The organism is Streptomyces sp. NPDC002788 (genome assembly GCF_053592115.1).
The window spans coordinates 43347-64141 of record NZ_JBSFVB010000017.1; the positions used below are offsets into that span (position 1 = coordinate 43347).

Annotated in this window: 26 protein-coding genes, 1 tRNA gene, 1 pseudogene and 1 riboswitch; of the genes and pseudogenes, 8 read left to right on the top strand and 20 right to left on the bottom strand. The window is 69.5% G+C overall.

The window, feature by feature from the left end:
- Positions 1–3: 3 nt before the first annotated feature.
- From ACWD1U_RS28270 to ACWD1U_RS28285, 4 genes are read right to left on the bottom strand one after another with little or no spacing between them, the layout of a single operon-like run.
- Positions 4–1008 (bottom strand): ABC transporter ATP-binding protein, encoded by a 1005-nt coding sequence (locus ACWD1U_RS28270; RefSeq protein ID WP_451111700.1) that lies wholly within the window; start codon positions 1006–1008, stop codon positions 4–6.
- Position 1009: 1 nt separating this feature from the next.
- Positions 1010–1831, bottom strand: coding sequence for an ABC transporter permease (locus ACWD1U_RS28275; RefSeq protein ID WP_451111702.1), 822 nt, complete (start codon positions 1829–1831; stop codon positions 1010–1012).
- Entirely contained in the window at positions 1824–2624 is an 801-nt protein-coding gene (locus tag ACWD1U_RS28280; protein WP_451111881.1) for an ABC transporter permease, read from the bottom strand. Before ACWD1U_RS28280 ends, ACWD1U_RS28275 begins: the two co-directional genes overlap by 8 nt.
- A gap of 42 nt (positions 2625–2666) precedes the next feature.
- Positions 2667–2846 carry a hypothetical protein gene (locus tag ACWD1U_RS28285; RefSeq protein ID WP_451111703.1) on the bottom strand — a complete coding sequence of 60 codons (180 nt, stop codon included), beginning with the start codon at positions 2844–2846 and terminating at the stop codon, positions 2667–2669.
- 252 nt (positions 2847–3098) lie between these two features.
- On the opposite strand from ACWD1U_RS28285, the gene ACWD1U_RS28290 reads away from it, so the two are divergent.
- Entirely contained in the window at positions 3099–5486 is a 2388-nt protein-coding gene (locus ACWD1U_RS28290) for a transglycosylase domain-containing protein (protein WP_451111704.1), read from the top strand.
- Between the two features lies 1 nt (position 5487).
- Here ACWD1U_RS28290 and ACWD1U_RS28295 read toward each other — a convergent pair whose 3' ends face one another.
- The 3 genes from ACWD1U_RS28295 to ACWD1U_RS28305 form a co-directional block, all read right to left on the bottom strand.
- Entirely contained in the window at positions 5488–5808 is a 321-nt protein-coding gene (locus ACWD1U_RS28295) for a DMT family transporter (protein ID WP_451111706.1), read from the bottom strand.
- A 33-nt stretch (positions 5809–5841) separates the two neighbouring features.
- Positions 5842–5906, bottom strand: a riboswitch (guanidine-III (ykkC-III) riboswitch).
- A 61-nt stretch (positions 5907–5967) separates the two neighbouring features.
- Entirely contained in the window at positions 5968–6324 is a 357-nt protein-coding gene (locus ACWD1U_RS28300) for a GroES family chaperonin (protein ID WP_010040015.1), read from the bottom strand.
- Between the two features lie 44 nt (positions 6325–6368).
- On the bottom strand, positions 6369–6698 hold the full coding sequence (locus tag ACWD1U_RS28305; RefSeq protein WP_451111708.1) for a DUF3618 domain-containing protein: 330 nt from the start codon (positions 6696–6698) through the stop codon (positions 6369–6371).
- A gap of 95 nt (positions 6699–6793) precedes the next feature.
- Between ACWD1U_RS28305 and bcp the strand changes: the two genes are divergently transcribed.
- A complete protein-coding gene (bcp, locus tag ACWD1U_RS28310; protein WP_451111710.1) occupies positions 6794–7261 on the top strand; it encodes a thioredoxin-dependent thiol peroxidase in 468 nt (155 codons plus the stop codon).
- Here the strand turns inward: bcp and ACWD1U_RS28315 are convergent.
- On the bottom strand, positions 7258–7767 hold the full coding sequence (locus ACWD1U_RS28315) for a GNAT family N-acetyltransferase (protein ID WP_451111711.1): 510 nt from the start codon (positions 7765–7767) through the stop codon (positions 7258–7260). The genes bcp and ACWD1U_RS28315 overlap by 4 nt on opposite strands.
- A 62-nt stretch (positions 7768–7829) precedes the next feature.
- Here ACWD1U_RS28315 and ACWD1U_RS28320 point away from each other — a divergent pair.
- Both ACWD1U_RS28320 and ACWD1U_RS28325 read left to right on the top strand, forming a co-directional pair.
- Positions 7830–8292, top strand: a pseudogene (locus ACWD1U_RS28320) (HNH endonuclease); the annotation flags it as partial.
- A gap of 7 nt (positions 8293–8299) precedes the next feature.
- A tRNA-Leu gene (locus ACWD1U_RS28325) sits at positions 8300–8375 on the top strand.
- 66 nt (positions 8376–8441) lie between these two features.
- Here ACWD1U_RS28325 and rdgB read toward each other — a convergent pair.
- The 4 genes from rdgB to ACWD1U_RS28345 all read right to left on the bottom strand — a co-directional run bounded on the left by rdgB (position 8442) and on the right by ACWD1U_RS28345 (position 10849).
- Positions 8442–9044, bottom strand: a complete 603-nt coding sequence (rdgB, locus tag ACWD1U_RS28330; protein WP_451111713.1) for an RdgB/HAM1 family non-canonical purine NTP pyrophosphatase — start codon at positions 9042–9044, stop codon at positions 8442–8444.
- A gap of 158 nt (positions 9045–9202) precedes the next feature.
- Positions 9203–9601, bottom strand: coding sequence for a hypothetical protein (locus ACWD1U_RS28335; RefSeq protein WP_451111715.1), 399 nt, complete (start codon positions 9599–9601; stop codon positions 9203–9205).
- 142 nt (positions 9602–9743) lie between these two features.
- Positions 9744–10481: a ribonuclease PH gene (gene rph, locus ACWD1U_RS28340; protein WP_451111716.1), complete on the bottom strand. Its 738-nt coding sequence runs from the start codon at positions 10479–10481 to the stop codon at positions 9744–9746.
- A gap of 134 nt (positions 10482–10615) precedes the next feature.
- The gene (locus ACWD1U_RS28345; RefSeq protein WP_086602225.1) at positions 10616–10849 is read right to left on the bottom strand and encodes a glucose PTS transporter subunit EIIB; all 234 of its coding nucleotides are present in this window, start codon (positions 10847–10849) and stop codon (positions 10616–10618) included.
- 164 nt (positions 10850–11013) lie between these two features.
- Here ACWD1U_RS28345 and ACWD1U_RS28350 point away from each other — a divergent pair, with 164 nt between their 5' ends.
- Entirely contained in the window at positions 11014–11376 is a 363-nt protein-coding gene (locus ACWD1U_RS28350) for a hypothetical protein (protein WP_451111718.1), read from the top strand.
- A gap of 261 nt (positions 11377–11637) precedes the next feature.
- Positions 11638–12900, top strand: coding sequence for a PTS transporter subunit EIIC (locus ACWD1U_RS28355; RefSeq protein ID WP_451111720.1), 1263 nt, complete (start codon positions 11638–11640; stop codon positions 12898–12900).
- Between the two features lie 63 nt (positions 12901–12963).
- Here ACWD1U_RS28355 and ACWD1U_RS28360 read toward each other — a convergent pair whose 3' ends face one another.
- Entirely contained in the window at positions 12964–13716 is a 753-nt protein-coding gene (locus tag ACWD1U_RS28360; RefSeq protein WP_451111722.1) for an MBL fold metallo-hydrolase, read from the bottom strand.
- A 212-nt stretch (positions 13717–13928) separates the two neighbouring features.
- On the opposite strand from ACWD1U_RS28360, the gene ACWD1U_RS28365 reads away from it, so the two are divergent.
- Entirely contained in the window at positions 13929–14378 is a 450-nt protein-coding gene (locus ACWD1U_RS28365) for a type II toxin-antitoxin system PemK/MazF family toxin (RefSeq protein WP_451111723.1), read from the top strand.
- Positions 14379–14438: 60 nt separating this feature from the next.
- Here ACWD1U_RS28365 and ACWD1U_RS28370 read toward each other — a convergent pair whose 3' ends face one another.
- The 7 genes from ACWD1U_RS28370 to clpS all read right to left on the bottom strand — a co-directional run bounded on the left by ACWD1U_RS28370 (position 14439) and on the right by clpS (position 19331).
- On the bottom strand, positions 14439–15389 hold the full coding sequence (locus ACWD1U_RS28370; protein WP_451111725.1) for a PLP-dependent cysteine synthase family protein: 951 nt from the start codon (positions 15387–15389) through the stop codon (positions 14439–14441).
- Between the two features lie 6 nt (positions 15390–15395).
- Entirely contained in the window at positions 15396–15674 is a 279-nt protein-coding gene (locus ACWD1U_RS28375; protein WP_451111727.1) for a MoaD/ThiS family protein, read from the bottom strand.
- 123 nt (positions 15675–15797) lie between these two features.
- The gene (locus ACWD1U_RS28380; RefSeq protein ID WP_311688247.1) at positions 15798–15893 is read right to left on the bottom strand and encodes a putative leader peptide; all 96 of its coding nucleotides are present in this window, start codon (positions 15891–15893) and stop codon (positions 15798–15800) included.
- A 132-nt stretch (positions 15894–16025) separates the two neighbouring features.
- Positions 16026–16448 (bottom strand): Mov34/MPN/PAD-1 family protein, encoded by a 423-nt coding sequence (locus ACWD1U_RS28385; protein WP_451111729.1) that lies wholly within the window; start codon positions 16446–16448, stop codon positions 16026–16028.
- A gap of 132 nt (positions 16449–16580) precedes the next feature.
- Positions 16581–18008 carry an amino acid permease gene (locus ACWD1U_RS28390; protein WP_451111730.1) on the bottom strand — a complete coding sequence of 476 codons (1428 nt, stop codon included), beginning with the start codon at positions 18006–18008 and terminating at the stop codon, positions 16581–16583.
- A 364-nt stretch (positions 18009–18372) separates the two neighbouring features.
- The gene (locus ACWD1U_RS28395; protein ID WP_451111732.1) at positions 18373–18981 is read right to left on the bottom strand and encodes a DUF2017 domain-containing protein; all 609 of its coding nucleotides are present in this window, start codon (positions 18979–18981) and stop codon (positions 18373–18375) included.
- A 32-nt stretch (positions 18982–19013) separates the two neighbouring features.
- Positions 19014–19331: an ATP-dependent Clp protease adapter ClpS gene (gene clpS, locus ACWD1U_RS28400; RefSeq protein ID WP_010039975.1), complete on the bottom strand. Its 318-nt coding sequence runs from the start codon at positions 19329–19331 to the stop codon at positions 19014–19016.
- A gap of 107 nt (positions 19332–19438) precedes the next feature.
- Here clpS and ACWD1U_RS28405 point away from each other — a divergent pair, with 107 nt between their 5' ends.
- On the top strand, positions 19439–20785 hold the full coding sequence (locus tag ACWD1U_RS28405; protein ID WP_451111734.1) for a nicotinate phosphoribosyltransferase: 1347 nt from the start codon (positions 19439–19441) through the stop codon (positions 20783–20785).
- Positions 20786–20795 lie beyond the last annotated feature (10 nt).

Genomic DNA, 20795 nt, shown 5'->3' on the forward strand with positions numbered 1-20795 from the left:
GGGCTACGAGATCACCCGCTCGGCCTGCTCGGCGTACATCTTGGCGATCACCGCCTCGATGTCCGGCTCCCGCACCGACAGATCGACCAGCGGATACTCCGCCGCGATCCGCGCCACCAGCGGCGCCGCCGACTCGGACGCGGGGAACGCCAGCCACTGCCGCGGACCGTCCACCCGGACGACCCGCGCGGGCGCCGGCGCCTCGATGGGCGGCAGTTCCCGCTCCAGGTCCACGACCAGGATCCGCTCGCTCTCCCCCGCCTCGTGCAGCCCGGCGAGCGGACCGTCGTACATCAGGCGCCCGTGGTCGATGACCATCACGCGCCTGCACAACTGCTCGATGTCCTGCAGGTCGTGCGTGGTCAACAGCACCGTCGTACCGCGCTCGGCGTTCACCTCCCGCAGGAACTCCCGCACCCTCGACTTGGAGACGACGTCCAGCCCGATGGTCGGCTCGTCGAGGTACAGCACCTCCGGGTCGTGCAGCAGCGCCGCCGCGATGTCGCCGCGCATCCGCTGGCCGAGGGAGAGTTGCCGTACCGGCACGTCCAGCAGGCCGCCCAGGTCGAGGAGTTCGACCAGGCGGTCGAGGTTCTCCCGGTAACGGGCGTCGGGGATGCGGTACATGCGGTGCATCAGCCGGTAGGAGTCGACCAGCGGCAGGTCCCACCACAGCGTCGTACGCTGCCCGAACACCACGCCGATGCGGTGGGCGAGGCGCGTCCGCTCGCGGGAGGGGTCGATGCCGGCCACCCGGAGCCGACCCGCGCTCGGCGTGAGGATGCCGGTCAGCATCTTGATCGTGGTCGACTTGCCGGCGCCGTTCGGGCCGATGTAGCCGACCATCTCACCGCGCTCCACGCGGAAGGAGATCGAGTCGACGGCCCGCACCCGCCGCCGCTCCCGCTTCATGAAGCCGGTCTTCTTGCGCACCTCGAAGACCTTCTCCACACCGTCGAGTTCGATGAACCCGCTCTCCGAACCGAACCCGCTCTCCGAACCGGTCAACTCAACTCCCTGTACTCCGGTAGGAACGAAGCCCCGTCCGCCACGCCATCGCGGCCAGTACGCAGCAGGCCGCCGCCACCAGCGGCGAGGCGAACGCCGTCCACTCGGGCAGCCCGATCGGATACGGCCGTCCCAGCACATAGGCGGCGGGCACCCAGTTCACGAAGGCCAGCGGCAGCATGAAGGTCACGCCCCGCACCAGGTCCTTCCCGAACACGGTCGGCGGATACTGCAACAGCGTCGTCCCGCCGTACGTGAAGGCGTTCTGCACCTCGGCGGCGTCCTGCGCGAAGATCTGGAAGGCCGCGCCCGCCACGAACACCGCCGAGAAGATCACCGCGCCGCCGGCCACCATCACCGGCACCAGCAGCACCTTCGCCACGCTCCAGTCGACGTCCACCGACACCAGCGCCCAGCCCAGCACCACCGAGCCCTGGGTGATCCGGCCCAGGCGGCGCAGCGCGAACCGGTCGGCCCCGACCTGGGCGAGCACCGGCGCGGGACGTACCAGCAGCGTGTCGAAGGAGCCGTCTCGTATCCGGGCGCCCAGCACGTCCATCGAGCCGAGCGCCAGGTCGGCGATCCCGAAGGCCGTCGCAGACAGCCCGTACAGGAAGGCCACCTCGGGCAGCGACCAGCCGCCGAGCGAGTCGACCTGCGAGAACATCAGCAGGATCCCCACGAAGTCCAGACCGGTCACCACCAGGTTGCCGAACACCGTGACGACGAAGGAGGTGCGGTAGGTCATGCTCGACCGGATCCACATCCCGGCGATCAGCCGGTAGGCCCGCAGCCCCTCGGCCAGGGCACCGCGCTCACCCACCCTGCACCACCACCCGCCGCGTCGCCGCCGACTGCATCAGCCGGCCCGCCGCCAGCAGCACCACCGCCCACGCCGCCTGGAAGGCGAACGCCCTGAGCGGGTCGGTCTCCCCCATCAGCACATCCGCCGGCATCTGGATCTGCGCCGCCCACGGCAGCACCCGCACGACCTCCCCGAGCGTGCCCGGGAAGGCGTTCAGCGGCAGCACCATGCCCGAGAAGAAGACCCCCGTGACCATCAGGACCTGGCTGACGCCCGTGCCGTCCATGAGCCAGAACACGCTGAGCGCCGCCAGGTAGCGGATCGCGAAGCTGACGACCGCCGCCAGCAGCAGCGTGACCGAGAAGGCCGCCCAGGGGGTGATGTCCGTCGGCAGCGCCATGGGGAAGAAGACCGCGCCGAACGCGAAGGGGATCACACCCCGCCCCAGCATCTGGAACAGCGCCCGCCCGATGTCGCCCGCCATCCACCACAGCTGGAGATCGGCCGGCCGGTACAGGTCGACGGCGATCTCACCGGTGCGGATGCGTCCCATCAGGTCCTTCTCCGCACCACCGCCCTGGATGGCGAGGGTCGCGTAGAGGCACTGCCCGAGCCAGACGTACGTCACGGCCTGCGCCTGGTCGTACCCCCCGAGGTGCGGTTTCTCGTCCCACAGCGCCAGATACGTGTGGACGAGGATGACGCCGAAGACCGTGTTGGTGAACACCCCGGCCACCGTGGCCGCCCGATAGGTCGCGTACCGCCGGAAACCCCCCGCCGCGACGGCCGCGTACAACCGTCCCGAGCCCACAACCACAGCCCTCCTCGCCGCCCGGCACCGAAGCGCAGGAGCCTAGTGGTCCGGCGATCGGGCATGCCACAGGTTTTCGCGGGGCCGGTGCCGGGCGCGGCGCGAGTCCGCACCGGGCCAGACGGTACGATCCGAGACGTCCGCGTGGGCCGAGGCACCCGTGGCCAGGGCGAGCAGCGTGGCGGCGGTGCCGGCCAGGGCGGAGCGTGCGATCCGTCGCACCTTCGGTCGTGCCCCCTTCGGGGGATCTCGCGCAAGCAGGATCGCAACGAACAGGCGTACGGGGTGGCGGGTTCACCCTCCGTTCGCCTGTACGTCCCCCGCGTGCCGCCGGCCCGGCCACCCGCCACACGACACGGCCCTCGATCAGGGAACTGATCGCCGGATGGGACAGTCTTCATCACAGGCGCGCAAGAGCGAGCAGAGACGTACGGGAACGACGTACGCGACGCGAAACAGGAGTCCGTGCACGACATGAGTGACGAGCCTCAGCCGCAGCAGCCGAGTCAGGGCTGGGCACCGAGAGAGCCGCAGGCGGACGCCGACGGCGCCCCCGGTACGCCCCAGGCGGCCGGGAAACCGAAGCGGACCGGCTGGCGCCGGATGATCCCGACCTGGCGCATGACGCTGGGCGCCTGCCTCATGGCCGCCCTGCTGCTGGTCGGCGGCTTCTTCCTGGGCTACTCGCTCGTGAAGATCCCCCCGGCCAACGCGCTCGCCACCAAGCAGGCCAACGTCTACCTGTACGCGGATGGCTCGGTGATCGCCCGGGACGGCGAGGTCAACCGGGAGAACGTCACCCTCGCGCGGATCTCCAAGGACGCCCAGCACGCCATCCTGGCCGCCGAGGACCGCGACTTCTACACCGAGTCCGCCGTCGACCCCAAAGCCATGGTCCGCGCCGCCTGGAACACCGCCCTCGGCAAGGGCAAGCAGTCCGGCTCCACCATCACGCAGCAGTACGTCAAGAACTACTACCTGCGCCAGGATCAGACCGTCACGCGCAAGGCCAAGGAGTTCTTCATCGCGATCAAGCTGGACCGCGAGACGAGCAAGGACCGGATCCTCGAGGGCTACCTCAACACCAGCTTCTTCGGCCGCAACGCCTACGGCATCCAGGCCGCCGCCCAGGCCTACTACGGCATGGACGCCAAGGACCTCGACCCCGCCCGAGCCGCCTACCTCGCCGCGCTCGTCAACGCCCCCAGCCAGTACGACGTCGTCGCCCACCCCGAGAACCGCAAGGCCGCCGAGTCCCGCTGGAACTACGTCCTGGACGGCATGGTCAAGAAGGGCTGGCTCAGCGAGTCGAAGCGGGCCGGCATGAAGTTCCCCGTGCCGAAGGAGTCCACCCTCTCCACCGGCATGTCCGGGCAGCGCGGCTACATCGTCCGGATCGTCAAGGACTACCTGGTCCAGAACAAGATCATCGACGAGAACAAGCTCGACGCCGGCGGCTACCGCATCACCACCACCCTGCAGAAGCCCGAGCAGGACGCCTTCGTGAAGGCCGTCGACGACAAGCTGATGTCCAGGCTGGACACGAAGAACAACAAGGTCGACCGCTACGTCCGCGCGGGCGGCGCCGCCGTCGACCCGAAGACCGGCAAGGTCGTCGCGATGTACAACGGCATCGACTACGTCAAGCAGTACACCCCCAACGCCACCCGCAGGGACTTCCAGGTCGGCTCCACCTTCAAGCCCTTCGTGTTCACCTCGGCCGTCGAGAACCACTCCGAGACGCAGGACGGCCGCGTCATCACCCCGAACACGATCTACGACGGCACCAACAGGCGCCCCGTCCAGGGCTGGACCGGCGACCCGTACGCCCCCGAGAACGAGGACCAGGTGTCCTACGGCGACATCACCGTCACCGAGGCCACCGACAAGTCCGTGAACTCGGTGTACGCGCAGATGGCCGCCGACGTCGGTCCCCAGAAGGTCAAGCAGACCGCCATCGACCTCGGCATCCCCGAAGCCACCCCCGACCTCGCCGACGGCCCCGCCATCGCGCTCGGCACGGCCACCGCCAGCGTCCTGGACATGGCCGAGGCCTACGCCACCCTCGCCAACCACGGCCGCCACGGCTCCTACACGATCGTCGAGAAGGTCGCCAAGGAAGGCACCCCGATCGACCTGCCCGACCGGCGCACCCGGCAGGCCGTCAGCCGCGAGGCCGCCGACACCACCACCAAGGTCCTGCAGAGCGTCGTCCAGAACGGCACGGCCTCCGCCGCCCAAGCCACGGGCCGTCCCGTCGCAGGCAAGACCGGCACCGCCGAGAACGACAAGGCCGCCTGGTTCGCCGGCTACACACCCGACCTCGCCGTGGTCGTCTCCGTCATGGGCCAGGACCCCGTCACCGCCGCCCAGAAGCCGCTGTACGGCGCCCTGGGCCTGCCCCGCATCAACGGCGGCGGGCCGCCCGCCGAGATCTGGGCGCAGTTCACCCGCGACGCCCTCGAGGGCAAGCCGGTCACGGACTTCGACCTCAGGCTCCAGCCCGGCTCCGACGTCCCCCAGACCCCCGGCACCACGGCCCCCTCCGACCCGGCCACGGACGGCACCGACGACGGCACCACCACCGGCGGTCAGGACGAGGGCGGCCAGACGCCCGAGCAGAGCCCGAGCGCCCCCGAGGGGCAGAACCAGGGCCAGACCGACGGCGGCGCCACCGACGGCACCACCGGCGGCGAGTCCCCGACCGGCGGCGGCACCGGCGACGGCGGCGCGACCACCGACGGCGGCACCTCCGACGGCGGCACCACCGGAGGCGGCGGCGACACGAGCGACGGCGGCACCACCGGCAACCCGACGGGCCCCGACTGGGGCGCGGTCCCGCAGACCGCGCGCCGCGAATGAGTCAGTGACCCGAGGTCGCCTTCAGCCCCACCACGGCGACCAGCAGCAGGCACACGAAGAAGATGCGGGCGGCGGTCGCCGGCTCCCCCAGAACCACCATGCCGAACACCGCCGCCCCCGCCGCACCGATCCCCACCCACACGCCGTAGGCGGTACCGATGGGCAGGGTCCTGGCGGCCTGCGACAGCAGCAGCATGCTGGCGACGATGCCGATGCCGGTGAGAACACTGGGAACCGGACGCGTGAAGCCGTCGGTGTACTTCATGCCGACGGACCACCCCACCTCGAGCAGACCGGCGACGACGAGCAGAACCCAGGCCATGACGGGCACCTCCGGGAACGGGCTGACGGTGCAGGTGCGTCGTCTTTGCCTTGGGCCCGGTACGGCGCGTCTCGTCGGGGCCTCCAACGTAGCAAAGCCGCAGTCATGGCGAAGGGGCCGGTGACAACCGTCACCGGCCCCTTCGCGCTGCCGCCGGTCCTACAGGTAGAGCCCCGTCGAGTCCTCCGAGCCCTCGAACCGGTCCGCGGCCACGGCATGCAGATCGCGCTCGCGCATGAGCACGTACGCGATGCCCCGCACCTCGACCTCGGCCCGGTCCTCCGGGTCGAACAGAACCCGGTCGCCCGGCTCCACGGTCCGCACGTTCTGTCCCACCGCCACGACCTCGGCCCAGGCCAGCCGCCGGCCGACCGCCGCCGTGGCGGGGATCAGGATGCCGCCGCCGGAACGCCGCTCGCCCTCACTGGTGTCCTGCCGCACGAGTACGCGGTCGTGCAGCATCCGGATGGGCAGCTTGTCGGGATGGGTGCTGTGCTCGTTTCTCTTGGCGCTCACGCCCTGAAACCTACCTGTCTTCCCGGCGAACGTACGCAGTCGGGTCAGCCCTTGCGGCGCCGCGCGCTGATCGCGAGCAGCCCGACCACTCCGACCACGACGAGCGCGACGGGCACGACCCGCTCCAGCCGCGGCGCGCCGTCCTCGTCCACGAACCGGGTCCGCACATCGGTGACGGCCCGGTTGACCCCCACGTAGGCCCGCCCGAGGGTGTGATCGATGTTCGAGGCGACCTTGGCCTTGGCATCCCCGACGATCGTCTTCGGGTGCACCCGCACCCCGATCTCGTCGAGGGTCTCGGCCAGGGTCGCGCGGCGGTGCCTGATGTCCGCCTCGATCTGCGCCGGGGTCCTGGTGTCCGCCGTGTCCGCCACCGTGTCGCCTCCGAAGTCGGTGTGAAGCCTGTGCCGGACAGTCTGTCAGCTCCACGGCTCATCGCACGGTCAGGACCCCCGGTTAGGCTGGTCCGATGAGCGAGCGACTCCAGCCGGGGGACGTGGCCCCCGCCTTCACCCTGCCCGACGCCGACGGCCACGAGGTGTCCTTGTCGGACCACAAGGGCCGCAAGGTCATCGTCTACTTCTACCCGGCCGCCCTCACCCCCGGCTGCACCAAGCAGGCCTGCGACTTCACGGACAACCTGGAGCTGCTGGCCGGCGCGGGTTACGAGGTGATCGGCATCTCCCCCGACAAGCCGGAGAAGCTGGCCAAGTTCCGCGACAAGGAGTCCCTGAAGGTCACCCTGCTGGCCGACCCGGACAAGCGGGTCCTGGAGTCCTACGGCGCCTTCGGCGAGAAGAAGCTCTACGGCAAGACGGTCGTCGGCGTCATCCGCTCCACGGTGATCGTGGACGAGGACGGCAAGGTCGAAAGGGCCCTGTACAACGTCAAGGCGACGGGCCACGTGGCCAAGATCATCAAGGACCTGGGTATCTAAGAACTCGGGTACCTGAAGGAAACCCAGACATCGGGAGCCAGGTCGGCCCGCCCGGGAACCGGCCTGCGCTCCTCCGTCCACGCCCCCGGCGCCAGCTCCTCGCCAACCCGCCGCCAGAAGCTCACGGCGCCGGGATTGTCGTCCTGAAAGGCGACCTGCCACTCCCCCGGATGCCGCCCCACGACATTCCGCACGGCCGCCAGCCCGACCCCTTCCCTGCGCATGCCCCGCACGACGAAGAAGCTGTTGATCACGCGGGTGGGCGCGCTGAGAGCCCTCACGAACGCGAACCCGACGGGCTGCTCGCCGCGGCTGATGAGATACGGCGCCCAGTCGATGGCCCCGGAGAGGGCGGCCTCCAGCCGCTCACTGCGGAAGGTCCCGTCCGGGTTGGGCAGTTGCCCACCGAACTCGGACATGTCATGCCCGAACATGAGCCAGAGGCGCTCGACGGTGGGGCGGTCGGCGGGGGTGGCCGGGCGGACGGTCAGCTCTGAAGAGGTCATGAAAAAAGCCTCCCGAGCGGACAAGGGCCGTGTCGGAAGGCGTCATTGATGAGTGACAGTGCGAGGAGCCTCTACCAGAACGCGAACGGCGCAGCTATCCGGAAGAACTCCTCAGAGAAGCCGCCGCTCACTCGTACAGCATCCGGGAGATGCTGGAGTACATGGGGCTTCCTCCACGCGACAGCCCGTACGGCCACATTAGAAGGAAGCTGGACAAGTTCGAAATCGACACCTCGCACTTCACCGGAAGAGGCGGCAAACGCCCGGGGACTCTCTTTCCACGCGAAGACATCACACGAGCCGTCGCCGAATCGCACAGCGTGGCCGGAGTGATTGTGCATCGAGCGCGGCACAGGGGAAATTCGGCAGGGCAGGAAGCTCGTTCTGGAAGTCGACCACATCAACGGCGATCGGCTGGACAACCGGATCGAGAACCTGCGATACCTCTGCCCGTCCTGTCACAGTGAGACGAAGACCCACTCTCAGCCTCGCCGCACAGTCACCGCGATCGACCCAGTAAAGTAACCGTGACGGGTCCGTACCCCAGCTGGCCAAGAGGGCGCCGGTTTAGGTCCGGTGTGTCGTGGGTTCGAGTCCCACCGGGCCCACCGCCAACTGGGGCGCAGCACCATCGCGGTGCCGCGCCCCTTCGGCCTATGTGCGTGGCGCAGTGCTCAGCCCAACAACTCCCGAACCACAGTCACCAGCGCCCTGAACGCCTTCCCCCGATGACTGATCGCGTTCTTCTCCTCAGCGCTCAGCTCCGCACACGTCCGCGTCTCCCCCTCCGGCTGCAGAATCGGGTCGTACCCGAAGCCGTTCGTGCCCACCGGCGCATGCCGCAGCACCCCCCGCAGCTGTCCCTCCACCACCCTCTCCGTGCCGTCCGGAAGGGCGAGCGCCGCCGCGCACGCGAAGTGGGCGCCCCGGTGCTCGTCCGCCATGTCGGACAGCTGGGCCAGCAGGAGCTCCAGGTTCGCGCGGTCGTCGCCGTGGCGGCCCGACCAGCGAGCGGAGAAGATACCGGGAGCGCCGCCCAGGACGTCGACGCAGAGGCCCGAGTCGTCGGCGACGGCGGGCAGGCCCGTCGCCTGGGCCAGGGCGTGGGCCTTCAGCAGCGCGTTCTCCGCGAAGGTGACGCCGGTTTCCTTGACGTCGGGGATGTCCGGGTAGGCGTCGGCACCGACGAGTTCGTGGGGCAGCCCGGCTTCGGCGAGGATCGCGCGAAGTTCGGTGATCTTTCCGGCATTGCGGGTGGCGAGGATCAGGCGACTCATGGCCCCAGTATTGCCGCAGTACCGGGCGCGGCCCCGCAGGGGGCGCAGCCCGACAGGGCGCGGGGAACCGAGGCGACCAGCCCCCACGCACCCGCGCTCACCCACCGGCACCGGCACCGGCACCGGCAGGCGAGCGGCGTGGCCCGGTCGGCGCGGCGTTACGGCGTGCAGACCTTCGTCAGTTCGCCCGCGGCGTCCGTGACCGGGCTGATGTCGGGCGTCTCGTCGCCGTTCTCGATCGACGTGCGGACGTTGCCGACGGCCTTGTTCAGGTCGTCGACGGCCTTGCTGACATCCGCGTTGTCGGTCTTGTCGCCGATCTCGCCGAGGTTCTTGTCGATGGAGTCGAGGGACTCGTCGAGCTGCGTCGGGTCGCCCGCGGCGTTGTCGACGGCCTGCTGGAGATCCGTGACGCTGTCTGCGATGGCGTCGGCTGTCTGGACGCAGTCCAGCGCCTTGTCGACGGCGGCGCAGCCGGTGGTGAGTCCGGCGGTCAGCGCGACGGCCGCCAGGGTGGTGGCGACGGCTGCGGTGCGGCGTCGGCGGCTCGCGGCCATGGAACGGTCCCTCTCGTTCGACGGGCCGGTCGGGCCCGGTGGCTGGCCGGACGCACAGGGATGAGCCGTGCGCCCGTACCTCTTCAGACGCGAGTGTGCTCGGCGCGGTTGCCCGTGCCGAGCACCGGTTTTGGCGCGTCCTTTACTTTTCGAGGGCCGTTTCGAGCGCGGTGCGCTGGTGGGCGGCGAGTTCGGTGCAGCCGGCGACGGCGAGGTCGAGCAGGGCGTTGAGTTCGTCGCGGGCGAAGGGTTCGGCCTCGGCGGTGCCCTGGACCTCGACGAAGCGGCCGTCGCCGGTGCACACGACGTTCATGTCGGTGTCGGCCTTGACGTCCTCCTCGTAGCAGAGGTCGAGGAGGGGGACGCCGCCGACGATGCCGACGGAGACGGCGCTGACGGTGCCGGTGAGGGGCTGGCGGCCGGCCTTGATGAGCTTCTTGCGCTGGGCCCAGGCGACGGCGTCCGCCAGTGCCACATAGGCGCCGGTGATGGCGGCGGTGCGGGTGCCGCCGTCGGCCTGGAGGACGTCGCAGTCGAGGACGATGGTGTTCTCGCCGAGGGCCTTGTAGTCGATGACGGCGCGCAGCGAACGGCCGATGAGACGGCTGATCTCGTGGGTGCGCCCGCCGATGCGGCCCTTGACGGACTCGCGGTCGCCGCGGGTGTTGGTGGAGCGGGGCAGCATGGAGTACTCGGCGGTGACCCAGCCTTCGCCGCTGCCCTTGCGCCAGCGCGGGACGCCTTCGGTGACGGAGGCGGTGCAGAAGACCTTGGTGTCGCCGAAGGAGACGAGGACGGAGCCTTCGGCGTGCTTGCTCCAGCCGCGTTCGATGGTGATCGGGCGGAGTTGCTGGGGGGTGCGGCCGTCGATTCGAGACATGCCGCTGAGCCTATCCGTACATGCGGAAGGGGCCCCTCCCGCGGTGGGAAGGGGCCCTCATCGGTGACCTCTGGGGTCTGTGCGGTGACCTCGGGGGTCTGTCAGGGGGTGAAGCCCGGGACGATCCCCGCGCTTCACATCATGTCTTCGATCTCCGCCGCGATGGGGTCGGCGTCGGTGCCGATGACGACCTGGATGGCGGTGCCCATCTTCACGACGCCGTGGGCGCCGGCGGCCTTCAGGGCGGTCTCGTCGACCTTGGCGGGGTCCACGACCTCGGTGCGCAGGCGGGTGATGCAGCCTTCGACCTCTTCGATGTTGTCGATGCCGCCGAGCCCGGCAACGATCTTCTCAGCCTTGGTGGCCATGTTGGTTCTCCCTGATCCGAACCGCTTTGTCGCAGTAACCCACAGTTGGCTCATCTTTGCGAGCGGTCATGTCGTGCGTACCCGAGGGGTGGCGTCACGTCAGCGCGACCGTCCGAACGACTGGTCTACACCACGAGCCCGTCTCTCGACAAAGGGGGCCGGAAATGAGTACCGACGGCCCTGCCGGCGCCGACGCCGTCGCCAGCCCTGCGCGGGCTGGCTGGAACCGGTTGTTCCAGGGCTCCAGAAGACGGGCCCGCGGTCTCATGCTGCCGGTGGCGCTGACGTCGTTCGTCACCGGGATCACCGAGCCGGTCGAGTACTCGTTCCTGTTCGCCTCGCGCGGTGCGGTACGTGATGCACCCGCTGCCGACGGGGGTCTCGATGACTATGAGTGGGGGCTGGGCGTGCGTGACGGCTTCAGCTTCTCGGCGGGGCTGGTCGACTGCGTCGTCCACTGGAACCGGCGACCGAGCCGTGGCCGATCATCCCGATCGGTCCGGGTCCCGCGCTCCTCTCCTGCGTGATCTTCCGGTTCGCGATCACGAAGTTCGATCTGGGGGCCGGGGGCGGGCGCCCGCGGAGGAGTCGAGGACAGTCAAGGGGTGATCGTCGCGGCGGGCGGAATTGGTGGGTTCCACTCGTTCGGCCTACCGTGCTACAACTGGTCTACACCACTCACCGGTGGAGGTCGCGCGGTGGAGACCGCGTTCCCCTTTCTTTGAGACGCCGCCGTCCCCCGTCGCGTTCTTCCTGGGCGGCGCCGTGCCCCCTGGAGGAAAGTTCACATGTCCACAGCCACAGCCGCGCCCGCGAGCCCGAAGAAGGGGTCGGCGGTGATGGCCGTCCTGCAGCGCATCGGCCGCAGCCTCATGCTGCCGGTCGCCGTGCTGCCGGCCGCCGCGCTCCTGGTCCGCCTCGGCAACAGCGACATGCTGGGGCGGGACTCCTTCCCGGGGTTCATCACCAAGATCGCGAGTTTTATGACCGCGGGCGGCAACGCGATCCTCGACAACATGCCGCTGCTGTTCGCCGTGGGCATCGCCATCGGCTTCGCGAAGAAGTCGGACGGCTCGACCGCGCTCGCCGCCGTCGTCGGCTACCTGGTCTTCAAGAACGTGCTGGCCACGTTCACCGATCCCACCCTGCCCAAGGTGGCGACGGCTGTCGACGGCAAGGCCCTCATGACGGACGCCCCCGCCGACGCCAAGGTGCTCGGCGGAGTCGTCATGGGCCTGGTCGTGGCCTTGCTCTACCAGCGGTTCTACCGCACCAAGCTGCCCGACTGGGCGGGCTTCTTCGGCGGACGCCGCCTGGTCCCGATCCTCGCCGCCTTCGCGGGCCTGGTCCTCGGCACGGTCTTCGGCTACATCTGGCCGGTCCTCGGCACCGGGCTGCACAACTTCGGTGAGTGGCTGGTGAACTCCGGCGCCTGGGGCGCGGGCATCTTCGGTGTCGCCAACCGGGCGCTGATCCCGGTGGGCATGCATCACCTGCTGAACTCCTTCCCCTGGCTCCAGGCCGGCTCCTACGAGGGCAAGAGCGGCGACATCGCGCGCTTCCTCGCCGGCGACCCGACCGCCGGGCAGTTCATGACCGGCTTCTTCCCGATCATGATGTTCGCCCTGCCGGCCGCCTGCCTCGCGATCGTGCACTGCGCGCGGCCCGAGCGCCGCAAGGTCGTCGGCGGCATGATGTTCTCGCTCGCGCTGACCTCCTTCGTCACGGGTGTCACCGAGCCGATCGAGTTCACGTTCATGTTCATCGCCCCGGCGCTGTACGCGCTGCACGCGGTGCTCACCGGTGTCTCGATGGCGCTGACCTGGGCACTCGGCATGAAGGACGGCTTCGGCTTCTCCGCGGGCGCCATCGACTTCCTGCTGAACCTCGGCATCGCGACCAAGCCGTGGATGCTGGTGTTGGTCGGGCTGTGCTTCGCGGCGGTCTACTACGTGGTGTTCCGCTTCGCGATCATCAAGTTCGACCTGCCGACGCCGGGCCGGGAGTCCGACGAGGAGCTCGCCGAACTCCAGAAGGCCGAGGCCAAGTAACCCGAGTGACGCCGAAGGCCCCGGAACCCGCCCTCGGATTCCGGGGCCCTCGCGTGCCGTATCTCAGATCTCGTACGTCTGCCGCGGTGCCGCGAGGTCCACCGGACCGTCGTACACCTCGCGGGCGTCGGCGAGGTTGACCTGGGGGTCCGTCCACGGCGGGATGTGGGTGAGGACCAGGCGGCGGGCTCCGGCCCGGGCCGCCGTCTCGCCCGCCTCGCGGCCGTTGAGGTGCAGGTCGGGGATGTTCTCCTTGCCGTGGGTGAACGCCGCCTCGCACAGGAACAGGTCGGCGTCCCGGGCGAGTTCGTCCAGAGCGGGGCTCACGCCGGTGTCGCCGGAGTACGTCAGGACCTTGCCGGCGTGTTCGACGCGGATGCCGTACGCCTCCACGGGGTGGGCCACCCGCTCGGTGTGCACCGTGAACGGGCCGATCTCGAAGGTGGACGGCTTGACCGTGTGGAAGTCGAAGACCTCGCTCATGGAGGAGGCCGAGGGGGTGTCCGCGTAGGCGGTGGTCAGCCGGTGTTCCGTGCCTTCGGGGCCGAAGACGGGGAGCGGATCGCAGCGGCCGCCGTCATGGCGGTAGTAGCGCGCGACGAAGTAGGCGCACATGTCGATGCAGTGGTCGGCGTGCAGATGGCTGAGGAAGATCGCGTCGAGGTCGTAGAGACCGCAGTGGCGCTGCAGCTCGCCCAGGGCACCGTTGCCCATGTCGAGAAGCAGCCGGAAGCCGTCGGCCTCGAGGAGGTAGCTCGAGCAGGCCGATTCCGCGGACGGGAACGACCCCGAGCAGCCGACGACGGTGAGCTTCATGAAGCAGAAACCTCCGCTGGCGGGAATGTCTGTGAGGGGCGTCGGGGGTCGTGCGGTTCGTCGAGCGTAAGGCGCAAAACCTCCAGTAGCTCCTCCGCCAGGGCCCGTTGTGGGCGAACTCACCCGTGGTGTCACCGGTTCGGCTGGCACTGTCGGGCGGGAACCTGGTGAGGGGGAGCGCGCGGGAGGGACGGCGCCGGTAACGTCTCAGTATGGACACGTCCTGGTGGCTGGCGCTCGCCGCGGTGGTGCTGCTCGCGCTCATCGCCACACTCGTCGACGGCTGGGGCCGGGGGCGGCGTCCGCCGGCCCGGCGGAACCGGACGGCGGCACCGGGCGTCGCGCCGACGGGCCGGCCGCAGCCGGCGGAGATCTGGTGGGCGGACGTTCCCTACGAGGATGAAGCCCGGGCCAAGGACCGGCCCTGCCTGGTGCTGGCGGTGCGCGGCGAGCGGGCCACCGTCGCGAAGATCACCACGCGGTTCCGCGACGAGCGCACCGGCGTGATCCCCCTGCCCCCGGGTTCGGTCGGTGACGCCCAGGGCCGTGCGAGCTTCCTGGAGACGGACGAGCTGCGGGAGGTCCCGGTGTGGGGCTTCCGGCGGCGGATCGGGGTGGTGGATCCGGCGCTGTGGGACCAGGTGCGGTATCTGGCGGGGTGAGAACGGAAAAGGGCTGGAGTCGTGACCCCAGCCCTTCTCGCCTGTTCTGTTCGCCGCCGGCTACGCCCAGAGCTGCCCCTGGAGCGTGTCGATGGCCTCCTCGGTCGTGGCCGCCGTGTAGACGCCCGTCGAGAGGTACTTCCAGCCGCCGTCGGCGACGACGAAGACGATGTCGGCCGGTTCACCGGCCTTGACGGCCTTCTTGCCGACACCGATCGCGGCGTGCAGCGCGGCGCCCGTGGAGACGCCGGCGAAGATGCCCTCCTGCTGGAGCAGCTCGCGGGTGCGGGTGACCGCGTCCGCCGAGCCGACCGAGAAGCGGCTGGTGAGGACGGACTCGTCGTACAGCTCGGGGACGAAGCCCTCGTCGAGGTTGCGCAGTCCGTAGACCAGGTCGTCGTAGCGCGGTTCGGCCGCGATGATCTGGACGTCCGGCTTGTGTTCGCGCAGGTAGCGGCCCACGCCCATGAGCGTGCCGGTGGTGCCGAGGCCGGCCACGAAGTGGGTGACGGACGGCAGGTCGGTGAGGATCTCCGGGCCGGTCGTCGCGTAGTGGGCGCCCGCGTTGTCCGGGTTGCCGTACTGGTAGAGCATCACCCAGTCCGGGTGCTCGACCGAGAGTTCCTTGGCGACGCGCACGGCGGTGTTGGAGCCGCCCGCGGCCGGGGAGGAGATGATCTCCGCGCCCCACATGGCCAGCAGGTCCCGGCGTTCCTGCGAGGTGTTCTCCGGCATCACGCAGACGATGCGGTAGCCCTTGAGCTTCGCCGCCATCGCCAGGGAGATGCCGGTGTTGCCCGACGTCGGCTCCAGGATCGTGCAGCCCGGCGTCAGGCGGCCGTCCTTCTCCGCCTGCTCGATCATGTGCAGGGCCGGGCGGTCCTTGACCGACCCCGTCGGGTTGCGGTCCTCCAGCTTCGCCCAGATGCGGACGTCGGTGGACGGCGACAGCCGCGGCAGGCGCACCAGGGGGGTGTTGCCTACCGCGGCCAGGGGGGAGTCGTAGCGCATCGGTGATCAGACCATGCCGCCGGCCACGGCCGGCAGGATCGTGACGTTGTCGCCGTCCGACAGCTTGGTGTTGATCCCGTCGAGGAAGCGGACGTCCTCGTCGTTCAGGTACACGTTGACGAAGCGGCGCAGCTGGTCGCCGTCCACGATGCGGGCCTGGATGCCCGCATGCCGGGTCTCGAGGTCGGTGAACAGGTCGGCGAGGGTGTTCCCGTTGCCCTCCACCGCCTTCTGGCCGTCGGTGTAGGTGCGGAGGATGGTCGGGATGCGGACCTCGATGGCCATGGCTCAGGGCTCCTGTCGGAAGGTGTCGTCGGGTGGTGGCGCGCGGCGGCGCGGGATTGCGTGGTCGTACGCAGGCGGAGCGTTTCGCCGCGGCTCACGGCCGTACGGCGGCAGGGTGCTGCGTCAACAGATGGCGCTGGCGAGCCTGCACAGGTCGACGTGCAGCCGCGCCACGAGCAGATCGCCCGGCGTCTTTTCGCTCACGTCGTGGAAAACCATGGGCTCATCGTATCGATTCCCGAGCGGGCCCCCGGAGTGTGATCCCACACTTCGGACGAAATTCATCCGCATGTCGAGATCTCCGAGTTCAGGCCGAGATCAGCCGAGGATCGGGGGGAGATCATCCGGAGTTCAGTACGCCTGGACGACCGCGACTTCCTCCTCCGTGACCTCGCCCTCGATGATCCGGAAGGAGCGGAACTGGAACTCGCCGGCCCCGTCGGTGTCGGCGGTGGAGACCAGGACGTAGTGCGCGCCGGGCTCGTTGGCGTAGGAGATGTCGGTGCGGGAGGGGTAGGCCTCGGTCGCCGTGTGGGAGTGGTAGATGACCACCGGCTCCTCGTCGCGGTCGTCCATCTCGCGGTAGAGCTTGAGCAGATCACCGGAGTCGAACTCGTAGAACGTGGGCGACATGGCCGCGTTCAGCATGGGGATGAAGCGCTCGGGGCGGTCCGAGCCCGCCGGGCCCGCGACGACGCCGCACGCCTCGTCGGGGTGGTCCTTGCGCGCGTGGGCGACGATCTGGTCGACGAGGGCCTGGGTGATGGTCAGCATGCTGGCCAGGATAAGCAGAAGGGCCGTTCCGTACCGAGGGTTGGTACGGAACGGCCCACATGCCGGACGCCCTGAGCGGCAGCCGCAGGGAGTGCCACGAGTACTTCCTGCGGCGGGCGTCCCGCGGGTTGGTCAGCCGACCTTCTCGAACTCCGCGTCGCCGCGGCGCTCGGTGATCTGCGGGTTGCGGCTCTTGAGGACCTTCCAGCCGATGCCGAGGGCGACCGCCCAGCCGGCCGCGACGTACAGGCAGACCCGGGCGTCCTTGTCGTACGCGATCATGCAGGTCACGCCGACGAGGAAGAGGAGCGCGACCCAGCTGAAGAGCGCCCCGCCGGGGGCGGGGAAGGACGAGGCGCGCAGCCGGCCCGCGTCGACGGCGGCGCGGTAGCGGATGTGGCTGACGAGGATCATCATCCAGGTCCAGATGCCGGCCGCGGTGGCGACGGAGGTGACGTAGAGGAACGCCTTCTCCGGGACGACGTAGTTCAGGACGACGCCGATACCCATGAGCGCCACGGAGACCGTGATGCCGACGGCGGGCGTCTTGCGGGCGTTGAGCTTGCCGAACGCCTGCGGCGCCTCACTGTTTGCGGCCAGGTCGCGCAGCATCCGGCCGGTGGAGTACATGCCCGAGTTGCAGGACGACAGGGCCGCGGTGAGCACCACGAAGTTGACGATGCCCGCGGCGAGCGGGATGCCGATCTCGCCGAAAGCGTGGACGAACGGGCTCTCACCGGCGGAGAACTCGGTCCACTTGACGACGGAGAGGATCACCAGCAGCGCGCCGACGTAAAAGACGATGATGCGCCAGGGCAGGGTGTTGATGGCCTTGGGCAGGGTCTTCTCGGGGTTCTCGGACTCGCCCGCGGTGACGCCGACGAGCTCGACGGCGAGGTAGGCGAACATGACGCCCTGGAGCGTCATCAGGCTGGAGCCGATGCCGTTCGGGAAGAAGCCGTCGTGCGACCAGAGGTTGGAGACGGTGGCGGTGTCGCCGGCGTCGGAGAAGCCGAGGGTGAGCACACCGAGGCCGATGACGATCATGCCGATGATGGCCGTGACCTTGATCATCGAGAACCAGAACTCGACCTCGCCGAAGATCTTGACGGAGATCAGGTTGACGCCGAAGAGCACCACCAGGAACACCAGGGCGCTGACCCACTGCGGGATGTCGGGGAACCAGAAGTGGATGTAGATCGCGGCGGCCGTGAGTTCGGCCATGCCGGTGACCACCCACATGAGCCAGTACGTCCAGCCCGTGACGAATCCGAAGAACGGGCCGAGGAATTCGCGGGCGTATTCGGCGAAGGAGCCGGAGACGGGCCGATAGAGGAGCAGTTCGCCCAGCGCCCGCATGATGAAGAAGATGACGACGCCCGCGAGGGCGTACATGAGGATGATGCTGGGGCCGGCCTTGGCGATGTTCGCTCCGGCACCCATGAACAGGCCGACGCCGATGGCGCCGCCGATCGCGATCATCTGGACCTGGCGGCTGCCGAGTCCGCGCTCGTACCCCTCTTCGGAGACGTTTTCCGTGTCGACCTGCGCAGAGGTCATGTGTGGTGCGCCTTTCTCCATGCCGACCCGGACCTCTCGTCGGCCTCGGATCGGGTCTCGATCCCCCCGGATTGATGGAGTGAGCGGGTCTCGGAAGCCCGCTCGTGCCTGGCCGGCTGTTGCCGGCTCGGTGGCGCACCCGGCCGAACATTCGGGTGGTGCTCAGCCGGGCGATCGTGAAGATTTATCACGGCCGCAATACTGATCACAGGGGCGCGCTGTGGCACACCGCACAGGAAAACTGGACAAAGAGAACCCGAAGGGGCCATAGAAGGCAGGTGCGGTGACGCGATCGTTATCCGGATTTGAGTGCCCTCTGAGCGAACACGAATCGGTCACCCGGCGGTCACGGAATCTGCACAGATCAGGGCATAAGCGTTCCGACCAGCGTCTCCTGGAGTCCACCCAGCCACAGATAGGCCATCACCATCGGCTTGCGCGGATCCTCGTCCGGGAGACGGAAGAGGAGGTCGCTGTCCTCCTCGTCGGTGATCTCCAGCCGCGAGCCGATCGCCAGCCGCAGGTCGTTCAGGGCACCCAGCCACCGCTGCGACTCCTCCACCGACAGCTTCAGCACCGCCCCGCCCTCACCGGCCGAGGCCGAGGCGAGCGCGTCCAGGGAGCGGATCACCGCCAGGGCGTTGTCCCGCTTGCCGGCCCGCAGGTCGTTCTCGGTGTAGCGGCGGAACTCGGCGGAGTACGCCCGCTGCTCCTCGGCGTCGCGGGGCGAGCCGGGCTGCTCGGGGTCGCCGTAGGCGTCCGGGAAGAGCCGCCTCAGCACCGGGTCGGCGGGCGGCTCGCTCGGGCCCTGCGCGAACAGCTCGGCGAGCGGGTCGTCGGAGGCGTCGCCGGCGGGGCCCGGGCCGATGAGCTCCAGGAGCTGGACGGTGAGCGACCGGATGATGGAGATCTCGACGTCGTCGAGGGCGACGGCCGCGCCGCCGCCGGGAAGCGGTTCGAAGGTTCCGGGCATGAACGCCTTTTCGCTGCTGGGCGGGATGCTGGCTACTTGCGGTCCTGCTGGAGGGTGGCCCACAGGCCGTAGCCGTGCATGGCCTGCACGTCGCGCTCCATCTCCTCGCGGCTGCCGCTGGAGACGACCGCCCGGCCCTTGTGGTGGACGTCGAGCATGAGCTTGGTGGCCTTGTCCTTGGAGTAGCCGAAGTACGTCTGGAAGACGTACGTCACATAGCTCATGAGGTTGACCGGGTCGTTGTGGACGATGGTGACCCAGGGGACGTCCGGCTCGGGTACGGCGAAGACCTCCTCCGCCGACTCGGTGCGTTCGATCTCCAGGGGCGCGGGTGACGTCACACTGCCCATGCTGCCACCCGAGAGGGGGAGACGCACAAACGGGCCTGGCCATAAGGCGATCGCGCCCCTCGGGACCGCAATCGTCAGATTGACGAAATGGGGGTACGATCCCGCTCATGAACACAGCGGACCTTGGGCTGCCGGTGGATGTCCCCTCGACGGCGCTCTTCACGGACCAGTACGAGCTGACGATGCTGCGGGCCGCCCTCTCGGCGGGGACGGCCGAGCGGCGGAGCGTGTTCGAGGTCTTCACCCGGCGGCTGCCGAACGGACGGCGCTACGGCGTCGTCGCGGGCACCGGGCGGGTGCTGGACGCGGTGGAGAACTTCCGTTTCGACACGGGCGTCCTCGGCTTCCTGCGCGAACGGGGCATCGTCGACGAGGCGACCCTGGAGTGGCTCGCCGGCTACCGCTTCAGCGGGGACATCTGGGGCTACCCCGAGGGCGAGGTGTACTTCCCGGGCTCGCCGATCATGCGGGTCGAGGGCACCTTCGCCGAGTGCGTGCTGCTGGAGACCGTGATCCTGTCGATCCTCAACCACGACTCGGCGATCGCGGCGGCCGCCTCGCGCATGTCGGCGGCCGCGGGCGACCGGCCGCTGATCGAGATGGGCGCCCGGCGCACCCACGAGCTGGCGGCGGTCGCGGCGTCCCGGGCCGCGTACGTCGGCGGCTTCGCGACCACCTCCGACCTGGCCGCCGGGTTCCGCTACGGGATCCCCACGGTCGGCACCTCGGCGCACGCCTTCACCCTGCTGCACGACAGCGAGCGGGACGCCTTCCAGGCGCAGGTGAACACGCTGGGTCGGGGCACGACGCTGCTGGTGGACACCTACGACGTGGCCGAGGCGGTCCGGACGGCCGTCGAGGTCGCCGGGACCGATCTGGGTGCGGTGCGGATCGATTCCGGCGACCTGCTGCTGGTGGCGCACCGGGTGCGGCAGCAGCTGGACGAGCTGGGAGCGACCGGCACGAAGATCGTCGTGACCTCGGACCTGGACGAGTACGCGATCGCCTCGCTGGCGGCGGCGCCCGTGGACGCCTACGGCGTGGGTACGCAGCTGGTGACCGGCTCCGGCCACCCGACCTCCTCGATGGTCTACAAGCTGGTCGCGCGTGCCGAGTCCGCCGACCCCAAGGCGCCACTGGTGCCGGTCGCGAAGAAGTCCAGCGGCGGCAAGTCGTCCGTGGGCGGACGCAAGTGGGCCGCCCGGCGGCTGGACTCGTACGGGGTCGCCGAGGCCGAGGTGATCGGCACCGGGCGGGTGCCGGGCGAGCTCGCGGACCGGCAGCTGCTGGTGGAGCTGGTCAAGGGCGGCGAGGTCGTGGCACGCGAGCCGCTGGACGCGGCGCGGGAGCGACACATGGCAGCGCGGGCGGGGCTCCCGATGTCGGCCACGCAGCTCTCGCGCGGGGAGCCCGTCCTCCCCACGGAGTACGTGCACGGCACCTCGGGTAGCTAATTGCGGTGTG

Excerpts from the sequence above, each read along its gene's own strand:
- ACWD1U_RS28390 (WP_451111730.1), bottom strand. The coding sequence starts at position 18,008 with ATGACCTCTGCGCAGGTCGACACGGAAAACGTCTCCGAAGAGGGGTAC.
- ACWD1U_RS28345 (WP_086602225.1), bottom strand. The coding sequence starts at position 10,849 with ATGGCCACCAAGGCTGAGAAGATCGTTGCCGGGCTCGGCGGCATCGAC.
- ACWD1U_RS28355 (WP_451111720.1), top strand. The coding sequence starts at position 11,638 with ATGTCCACAGCCACAGCCGCGCCCGCGAGCCCGAAGAAGGGGTCGGCG.
- ACWD1U_RS28370 (WP_451111725.1), bottom strand. The coding sequence starts at position 15,389 with ATGCGCTACGACTCCCCCCTGGCCGCGGTAGGCAACACCCCCCTGGTG.
- ACWD1U_RS28375 (WP_451111727.1), bottom strand. The coding sequence starts at position 15,674 with ATGGCCATCGAGGTCCGCATCCCGACCATCCTCCGCACCTACACCGAC.
- rph (WP_451111716.1), bottom strand. The coding sequence starts at position 10,481 with ATGTCTCGAATCGACGGCCGCACCCCCCAGCAACTCCGCCCGATCACC.
- clpS (WP_010039975.1), bottom strand. The coding sequence starts at position 19,331 with ATGGGCAGTGTGACGTCACCCGCGCCCCTGGAGATCGAACGCACCGAG.
- ACWD1U_RS28290 (WP_451111704.1), top strand. The coding sequence starts at position 3,099 with ATGAGTGACGAGCCTCAGCCGCAGCAGCCGAGTCAGGGCTGGGCACCG.
- ACWD1U_RS28335 (WP_451111715.1), bottom strand. The coding sequence starts at position 9,601 with ATGGCCGCGAGCCGCCGACGCCGCACCGCAGCCGTCGCCACCACCCTG.
- rdgB (WP_451111713.1), bottom strand. The coding sequence starts at position 9,044 with ATGAGTCGCCTGATCCTCGCCACCCGCAATGCCGGAAAGATCACCGAA.
- ACWD1U_RS28395 (WP_451111732.1), bottom strand. The coding sequence starts at position 18,981 with ATGCCCGGAACCTTCGAACCGCTTCCCGGCGGCGGCGCGGCCGTCGCC.
- bcp (WP_451111710.1), top strand. The coding sequence starts at position 6,794 with ATGAGCGAGCGACTCCAGCCGGGGGACGTGGCCCCCGCCTTCACCCTG.
- ACWD1U_RS28360 (WP_451111722.1), bottom strand. The coding sequence starts at position 13,716 with ATGAAGCTCACCGTCGTCGGCTGCTCGGGGTCGTTCCCGTCCGCGGAA.
- ACWD1U_RS28315 (WP_451111711.1), bottom strand. The coding sequence starts at position 7,767 with ATGACCTCTTCAGAGCTGACCGTCCGCCCGGCCACCCCCGCCGACCGC.
- ACWD1U_RS28405 (WP_451111734.1), top strand. The coding sequence starts at position 19,439 with ATGAACACAGCGGACCTTGGGCTGCCGGTGGATGTCCCCTCGACGGCG.
- ACWD1U_RS28385 (WP_451111729.1), bottom strand. The coding sequence starts at position 16,448 with ATGCTGACCATCACCCAGGCCCTCGTCGACCAGATCGTCGCCCACGCG.
- ACWD1U_RS28295 (WP_451111706.1), bottom strand. The coding sequence starts at position 5,808 with ATGGCCTGGGTTCTGCTCGTCGTCGCCGGTCTGCTCGAGGTGGGGTGG.
- ACWD1U_RS28350 (WP_451111718.1), top strand. The coding sequence starts at position 11,014 with ATGAGTACCGACGGCCCTGCCGGCGCCGACGCCGTCGCCAGCCCTGCG.
- ACWD1U_RS28365 (WP_451111723.1), top strand. The coding sequence starts at position 13,929 with ATGGACACGTCCTGGTGGCTGGCGCTCGCCGCGGTGGTGCTGCTCGCG.
- ACWD1U_RS28380 (WP_311688247.1), bottom strand. The coding sequence starts at position 15,893 with ATGGTTTTCCACGACGTGAGCGAAAAGACGCCGGGCGATCTGCTCGTG.